The organism is Nocardiopsis alkaliphila YIM 80379 (assembly GCF_000341005.1).
Lineage (GTDB): Bacteria > Actinomycetota > Actinomycetes > Streptosporangiales > Streptosporangiaceae > Nocardiopsis > Nocardiopsis alkaliphila.
In genome coordinates, this window is sequence record NZ_ANBD01000192.1 from 1 (window position 1) to 5,365 (window position 5,365).

The following is a 5,365-nucleotide window of genomic DNA, read 5'->3' on the forward strand; positions in this document are numbered from 1 at the left end:
GCGGGATTCAACTCCTCCACCAACAAATCGAACGGCATCTCCTGATGGCCGAAGGCCTCCAGATCGGCCTCACGCACCCCGGTCAACAGATCAGTGAACGACCCTTCTTGGTCCACTCTCGTCCGCAGCACCAGAGAATTGACGAAGAACCCGACCAGCCCCTCCAGGTCCTCCTCTTCACGCCCGGCCACCGGGGTGCCCAGCACGACGTCCTCACCCCCACCGGCCTTGGACAACGCCACCGCCACAGCGGCCTGCACCACCATCAACAACGTGCAACCCGACCTCCGCGCCGTCGCGAGAACACGCTCATGCGTACGAGCGTCCAGATCGAACCGCACCACACCGCCCACACCCGAGGGCTCCCCCGGACGAGCCCGGTCCAAAGGCAAGGACGAAACCTCGGGAACACCCTCCAGAGCCGAACGCCAGAACCGGAGATGACCGGTCAAAAGACTTTCCGGGTCCTCGGCGTCACCGAACAGGTCCCTTTGCCAGAGGGCGTAGTCGGCGTACTGCACCGGCAACGGCTCCCAAACCGGAGCCCCACCCTCCACACGCGCCTCATAGGCCGCGCGCAGATCCTCCAACAACACACCCTCGGACCAACCATCGGTCGCGATGTGATGCACCAACACCACTAGCACCGTCTCGCCGGCATCGGTCACCCACAACCGCACCCGCACCGGAGCATCCACTGACAAATCAAAGACCGAACGCGAGAACTCCCCCACCAAAACATCCACTTCAGCGGCGGAACACACCCCACGCTCCACCACCGGCGCACCCTCCACCGGATCCATGACCCGCTGGAACGGCTCACCATCCAACTCCCCGAACACGGTCCGCAGCACCTCATGGCGCTCGACCACATCACCCACCGCCGACACCAAGGCATCCACGTCCACACCCGCACCGAACCGCAACACCGTCGGCACGTTGTACGTCGCACTCGCACCCTCCAACCGATTCACGAACCACAACCGGCGCTGGGCAAAGGACAGGGGGATCACGGCTACTCCTTGGGAAGGTGATGGCGACACTCGCCGGTGTTGGAGGGGGGTGAGGCCGCGGAAGCGGCGTGGAGAGGGGCACTGCCAGGGCGGGAGCGCCCGGTCGGGTGGCCGTCCCGCCTTCCATGGGCCGACCACCCTTCATCGATCGGTGTGAGCGAGGGTTCGCGCACCACCGAACAGGGCATCCGGTCAGGCCTGAGCATCGATGGCCTCGGCCAGACCGCGCAGTCGAGGATTCTCGTAGACCGTTTTGAGAGGAATCTTCACGCCCAGTCGCGCCTTGACCTGCGAGACCAGCTTGATGGCCAGAAGGGAGTGGCCCCCCAGACGGAAGAAATCGTCCTCCGCGCTGATGGCCGCCACTCCGAGGACCTTCGACCAGACCTCGGCGATCAGCTGTTCGGTCGGGCTCAGATCCATATCGGACGCCATGTCGTCGGTCGGAACCGTCGGGGCGGGGTCCGGTAGCGCGGCACGGTCGAGCTTGCCGTTGGGGGTCCGGGGGAAGGCGTCGAGTTCGATGTAGGAGGCGGGCTCCATGTACCCCGGCAGTTCGGCGGAGGCGAGGTCACGCAACCGCGCTTGGTCCACTTCCCCATGGGCCCTGAAGTAGGCGACCAGGGCGGGACCACCCGCGGTCTCCCTGACGTCCACCACGACCTCCGCCACGGCGTGGTCGGAGCCGAGCACCTTCTCGATCTCTCCGGGCTCGATACGGAACCCACGTAGCTTGACCTGCCGGTCCCCACGCCCGAGATACTCCAAGAGGCCGTTCTCACGGAGCCGGGCGAGGTCGCCGGTGCGGTACATGCGCCCCCCACTACCGGAGACGATGTCGGGAAGGAACCTGTCCGCGGTCAGGACGGGCGCGTTGCGGTAGCCGCGTGCCACTCGAGGGCCGGACAGGTAGATCTCTCCTGTCTCCCCGGGAACCACCGCCCGCAGGTCCTCGTCGAGCAGGTGCAACTCCAGGCCCGGAAGGACGGTGCCGATGTGGGGCTCCTGAGCGGAGTCGATCCACCCGGCCGTGGCGTCCACGGTGCACTCGGTCGGCCCGTACAAGTTGACCGCGCGGACCATCCCACGTTCCACCAGGCCACTGATCCGCTGCCAAAGTGGCGGACTGATCGGTTCACCGCCGATGAGCATCGTGAGCGGCCCCGCGGGTCGGTCGACGCTCAGCTTCTCCTCCAGGTGCTCGAGCAGGAGGTCGGCGTGGGAGGGGGTGACGTCGATGGCGGTGAGGGCCTGACCGATGATGAGCTCGGTCATGAGGGAGGGATCGGATCGTGTGTGCTCGTCGAGAAGGACCAGAGTGTCTCCGCGACACAGACGGACCCACTGCTGTACCGACGCATCGAACGAGGGTGAGGCGTTCCAACCGACCCTGCCCCCTTCGGGCCCGGCGATGTGCTCGGACTCCAGGGCGGCCAGGAGCTCCGAAACCGAGCCGCGTGATACCTCGACGCCCTTGGGGCGACCGGTGGAGCCGGAAGTGTAGATCACATAGGCCAGGTCGCCGGGACGGACCGCGGCGGGTAGGAAGGGGATGGTGTCCTGCGCACCCTGGCCGACCATGAAGGCACAGGTGGCCAAAGTGGAGACCGATTCCGTGTCGCACACGTGGTCGCCCCGCCCACCCCGCTCGCAGGCGACGATGATCAGGTCGGCCGCTGCGCTCTCCATGAGGTACCTGCGCCGCTGTCGGGGTAGCGCGGGATCGACCGGGAGGTAGGCGGCGCCCGCTGCCAAAGCGCCGATGAGGCCGATGACCAGTTCCGCGCCCCTGGACAGGTGCAGGGCGATCAGGCTCTCCCTGCCGAGGCCGCGGTCGGCGAGCAGACGGGAGAGTCGTCCCGCCGCGGCGCGCAGCTCGTCGAAGGTGATCTCGGTTGAGCCCTCGATGACGGCTTGGCGCTCACCAGGAACCTCGGCCAGACGATCGAGCAGGTCCCGGGTGGTGGTCTGTGAGGGAGCCGTAAGGCTCGTGGTCCGCGTGCTCACTGGTGCTTTCCGTTCTCGCTCGCCGTGGTGGAGGGGCCGGCCGTGGGAGCACAGTCCGCCAGGGGGATCGGGTCGCCCATGGCGACGAGGATCTTCCGGTCGCCTTCGAAGGCCTCCCGGCCGTGCGCGTTCAGGATGTTGTCCACCATCAGTAGGTCGCCGACCTGGTAGGTCTCGCGACGGGTGGCCTTCGTGTACGCGTCGTTGAGAAGGTCCGCCTCTTCTCGTGTCAGTGGGGTGCCGTCTCCAACGAAGGTCTCAAAGGGCAGGCCGTCCTCGCCGTAGGTCTCCAAGAGCACGTCCCGGACGTCCTCGTCCAGGGACCAGCGGCTCCAGAAGGCCGCGTGGTTGAACCAGACCTGCTCGCCGGTACCGGGGTGGGTGATGATCGCCGACCGACGCTGCCGGGTGCGCAGCGTCTCCTCGTCCAGCCACTCGCAGCCGATGACGTTCTCCGAGCAGTAGGCCTCGACCTCGGCCGGCTCTTCGGTGGCGAAGCTGGTCTGCCAAGGCAGGCCCGCCAGCGCGGAATAGTTGCGCACCAGGAGCCATCCATGTTCCTCGAAGCGGCGGCGCAGGTCCTCCGGAATCATCGCGAGGACCTCCCGCATGTCCCCCACCGTGGTGGCGCCGCCCTTCTCTGGGGCGGTGACACAGCAGAACAGGAGAGTGCCTGGGAAGTCGAGCGTGTAACTGTTCTCGTTGTGCAATCGGATCGGCTGGATCGCGGGGAGATCGGTGGAGGAGAAGACCCCGCCGCCGAAGTCGGTGCGCGGTGTGGCCTTCTCCTTGTAGGCGGCGGGCCGGGGAAGCAGTACGTCACGAACACGCGCGAAGGCCTCGGCGTCGGTCACGGGCAGGCCGCGGACGAGGACGCTTCCGCTGGCGGTCATCTCGGCGATGACGGCGTCCTTCTCGGCTTCCAGGCGCGCGAGCCCTTCCTCCAGGTCCCGGACGTCCGGAATCTCGATGATGGAGGGCTTTCCGGTCTCTCGGGTGAGGGTGATCTGTTGAGCTGCGGTCATCATTGCTACTCCAATTCTCATAAAAGTCGTCTCATCTCGAACGTTCGGCAAATGGACGGGCAGGAGATCAAGAGATCCGAAGAGGCATAACAGAGGTGACCATCGAATTCACGATTGACATGAAACGGTCCATGTTCTCGACCGACTCGTCGAAGTAGAAATGGCCTCCAGGAATGGTCTCGACCTGGGACTCACCCTCGGTGACCTCACGCCAGGAGACGAGGTCCAGGACCGGGACGATCGGGTCGGACTCCCCGCCCACGATGGTGATGGGGCAGCTGAGCGTGCGGACCGCGTCGGGGCTGCGATAGACGTCGTCGATGGCGAAGTCGGCCCGGATCGAGGGCAGGATGATCTCCCACATCTCGGGCTCGTCGAGGATCTCGTTGTCGGTACCACCCCGGTTCTTGATCGCCTCGACCAATTCCTCGTCGGAGAGTGTCTGTGGCATTACCGGTGCCGGGTTGGGCAGATAGGGAGCGCGGCATGCGGAGCCGATGAGCGCCAGTGGGGGGCGCCCGAGTTCGGTCAGGCCGCGAGCGACCTCGTAGGCCACCAAGGTCCCCATGCTGTGTCCCATGATCACCGGTGCGAAGGGCTGCTCAGCGAGGAAAGAGATGACGGGAGCGGCCAGCTCACCGATGTTCTCCGCGAGGTCGTCGGTGAAACGTGATCCGCGTCCCGGATATTGGGCGATCAAGAGCCCTGTTTGCGCGGGCAGGTTCGGTTCCCACTGGGCGTAGTAGTGGGCATTGCCTCCAGCGTGGGGGAGCACCACGAGCGCGGGCCCATCAGGGACCGGACTCTTCCTGATCTCCCATAGCGCGTCGCTTGCGTCCAGATCGTTCGCCAATTCCTTCATTCCCTTCGACTTCATTTCGCGAAATACTCGCGAGGGAGCGAATTCTGGGACGAGGACTCGGCTTTCGCGATCCCTTGCCCCACTCCAAATATCTGATATTGAAAAACTAACCTCGCCTTGTCCGAGGAAAGGGCAGGAAGGAACGGCAAAGCGGCGGCAGTTTCGAACCCCGCGCCTCCTGCCTCAGGCCGGGCGGCGACGAAACGACGGAACGGCCGACACCCATCGGGGTATCGGCCGTTCCGTCAAGGAGACTCGAGACGTGGTCAGCCGCCCATCTCGACCCCAGCGCTGGTACGCCTGCGCAAGGCGGGTCGGCGCTTCGGTGTGGGAGCACTCTCCAGGCGCTCGGCCATACGGGCCACCGTGGGCGCTCGGAAAACGTCCTCCAGGGTGACCCGAGCCCTCATGACGGCGCGGATTCTGCCGATCAGCCGCGTGGCCAACAACGAGTGCCC

General features: G+C 65.8%; 5 protein-coding genes. All 5 read right to left on the reverse strand.

All coding sequences use genetic code 11. From position 1 onward, the window contains the following. On the reverse strand, window positions 1-1,013 hold a 1,013-nt coding region (locus D472_RS26425), incomplete at its 3' end, for a condensation domain-containing protein (protein ID WP_033304622.1). A 192-nt stretch (window positions 1,014-1,205) separates the two neighbouring features. Continuing rightward, window positions 1,206-3,020, reverse strand: a complete 1,815-nt coding sequence (locus tag D472_RS0124230; RefSeq protein WP_017607017.1) for a non-ribosomal peptide synthetase — start codon at window positions 3,018-3,020, stop codon at window positions 1,206-1,208. Beyond that, complete coding sequence (locus D472_RS0124235; RefSeq protein ID WP_017607018.1) at window positions 3,017-4,048, reverse strand: TauD/TfdA family dioxygenase; 1,032 nt, start codon at window positions 4,046-4,048, stop codon at window positions 3,017-3,019. The genes D472_RS0124230 and D472_RS0124235 overlap by 4 nt, the downstream gene beginning before the upstream one ends. A gap of 64 nt (window positions 4,049-4,112) precedes the next feature. Beyond that, window positions 4,113-4,922 (reverse strand): thioesterase II family protein, encoded by an 810-nt coding sequence (locus tag D472_RS0124240; RefSeq protein ID WP_239643045.1) that lies wholly within the window; start codon window positions 4,920-4,922, stop codon window positions 4,113-4,115. A gap of 251 nt (window positions 4,923-5,173) precedes the next feature. After that, window positions 5,174-5,365: phosphopantetheine-binding protein (locus tag D472_RS26430; RefSeq protein WP_152448058.1), on the reverse strand; the 192-nt coding region annotated here is incomplete at its 5' end.

What these genes read in the sequence shown, in the direction of transcription:
- D472_RS0124235 (WP_017607018.1), bottom strand. Translation starts at nt 4,048, where the DNA reads ATGATGACCGCAGCTCAACAGATCACCCTCACCCGAGAGACCGGAAAG.
- D472_RS0124240 (WP_239643045.1), bottom strand. Translation starts at nt 4,922, where the DNA reads ATGAAGTCGAAGGGAATGAAGGAATTGGCGAACGATCTGGACGCAAGC.